Consider the following 2,129-nt stretch of genomic DNA (forward strand, 5'->3'; position numbering starts at 1 on the left):
TGTGAGGGCTCCCGGTACCCGCTGCAAGCCTGTGAGCAGTGAAGACGGCATTACGAAGAAGGCCCCCGTGGGGACGGTGGGCTGAGGCGCCTGTACGGCTCTACCGAGCGCCGTGGACGACGGTGCCGTTCCGCTCGACGGTCATCGGACCGACGGAGCGGAGTGCGGAATCAGCCCGTCGTGCGGAAGGCGGATGCAAGGCGAGGGATGTAGTCGGCGAGGGCGGGGGCCCAGCAGCCGTAGTTGTGGCCGCCGTCGCAGGTGGAGCCCATCGTCGCGCCGTTGCCGTAGTCGACGAGGCTGCTGGGGAGGCCGAGTTGGTCCAGGTGGGCCTTGACGCTCTTGGTGGCGATCTCGGTGAAGTGGTCGACGGGGCCTTGGCTGCCGGTGTAGAGGGTGATGTCATGCCCGGCCAGCCTGGCCAGGTTGGCTGTGGCGGCGGGATCGACCTCGTTCCAGATGTGATCGGCGTTCAGGACGGGATACGGGGAGCCGAAGATCGCGTCGCTGTCGACGTAGGGGCCGTAGCCTGTGCAGCGGCCGGTGCCGGACGTACTGACTGCGCACCACGCGCCCGTGACGTTGAGTTCCGTGGCCACGACGGCCGCGCGTACCGCCGGCATGCTGAAGTCGATGCCGCCCGACAGGGAGGCGACGTGGCCGAACAGGTCGGGGTGTGACTCGGCGTAGAGCAGGGCACCGTAGCCGCCCATCGACAGGCCGACGACGGCCCGGTGGGCCTTGTCGGCGATGGTGCGCAGATTGGCGTCGATGAAGGGCACGACCTGCTCGATGTGGAAGGTCTTCCAGTTCGCCGCGCCCATGGCGGTTTTCTGCATGGCCCAGTTGGCGTACCAGCCTTTCAGACCGCCGTCCGGCACCACGGTGATCATGGAATCGGAGTGCAAGGCCGGAGCGGCGGCCGCGTCGTCCACGGTGCCGCCCCCGCCGTGCAGGAAGTACGCCACCGGCCAGCGCTTTTGGGGGTCGGCGGCGTAGCCGCTGGGGAGGAAGATGCGGATCTTGTGCTTGCCGGACAGCTGCGGGGTAGTCACGGTGAGGGTGAAGTCGGTTGCGGAGTGCACCTCGGTGGCGCCTGCCACCTGGGTCAGGCCGTAGCCGTCGGTGAAGCTCGGGATCGCCGGGGTGTCGGCGTGCGTGACCGGTCCGGCGAGCACGGTCAGCGCCGCGGCCATCGCAGTCGCGACGGCGGCGGCCTTGGCGCGGATACGCGCCGCGGACAGTGATGATCTCACGGTGTGTTCCCTTTCCAACCGGGGATGGCCGGGTCGGCCGGTGGGGCGCGGTTGCGGGCGGCATCGTGTCCGCCCGCAACCGCGGGCGGTTCACGGGTTGTCGGTGACCTGGAAGCCGGCGCCGAAGATACCGGGGTGTGCGGCGTCCCGCGTCCGCAGGTCGGCGAGGATGTTCGCCGAGCTGGTGTAGACGAAGGGGGGAAGGCCCAGAACCCTGGCTTTGGTGATGCCGGCCCAGGGGCCCGCCGCCTGGAACTTGTTCGCGGACGATGGGTAGGCGCTGCCGGGCACGTGCCAGATCGCCGGGCCACCCGAGTCGCCGGCTTGGTGTCCTGCCCAGGACTGGTATATGCCCTTGGAGTTGTTGGTGATGCGTCCGTAGAGGACGCCGAGCTGGCCTGACACCACCAGCTCGTTGTCGTTGTTCAGGGCAGCGCCGAGGAGGCGTTCGTCGTCCAGCGGCGGAGTCAGGGCATTGGGGCTGGGTTGCCCGCCGGGCACTTGCAGCTCATCCGTCTGTTTTAGGTACGGGCCCTGCGAGGAGAGCGTCACCGCTGGTACCAGCTCGATGATCATGTAGTCCTTGGTGGCGTGTCCCACCGTTGAGCCTTCCGGATCCTTGAAGTACCGCACGTGCCCGATGGGTCCGAAACCCACGTCGTTACGGTCGTAGACGGGTTCGATGTCCTCGGGGATCTCTCGGTCCGTGTACTCGTGGGTGGGGTCGCTTATGCAGTGTCCTGCCGAAATGGCGATCTTCCGGCTGTACTGGTCGTTGCCGACCGCCCCGATGGTGCAGAACTCGTTGGGGGTGTTCGGGGCGAAGGTGATCTGCATCCCGTTGAAGACGCGCTTGCCGGATTCGGCCTGAGC

The 2,129-nt window shown here is 67.7% G+C and carries 2 protein-coding genes; both read right to left on the reverse strand.

Annotation, left to right across the window (positions count from 1 at the left end):
• Positions 1 to 170: 170 nt before the first annotated feature.
• Positions 171 to 1,196, reverse strand: a complete 1,026-nt coding sequence (locus JK364_RS54100; RefSeq protein WP_201858831.1) for an alpha/beta hydrolase — start codon at positions 1,194 to 1,196, stop codon at positions 171 to 173.
• Between the two features lie 150 nt (positions 1,197 to 1,346).
• The coding region (locus tag JK364_RS54105) for a hypothetical protein (RefSeq protein WP_201858830.1) at positions 1,347 to 2,129 on the reverse strand (783 nt) is incomplete at its 5' end.

This window comes from Streptomyces endocoffeicus (genome assembly GCF_016741935.1).
In the GTDB taxonomy this organism is placed as follows: domain Bacteria; phylum Actinomycetota; class Actinomycetes; order Streptomycetales; family Streptomycetaceae; genus Streptomyces; species Streptomyces endocoffeicus.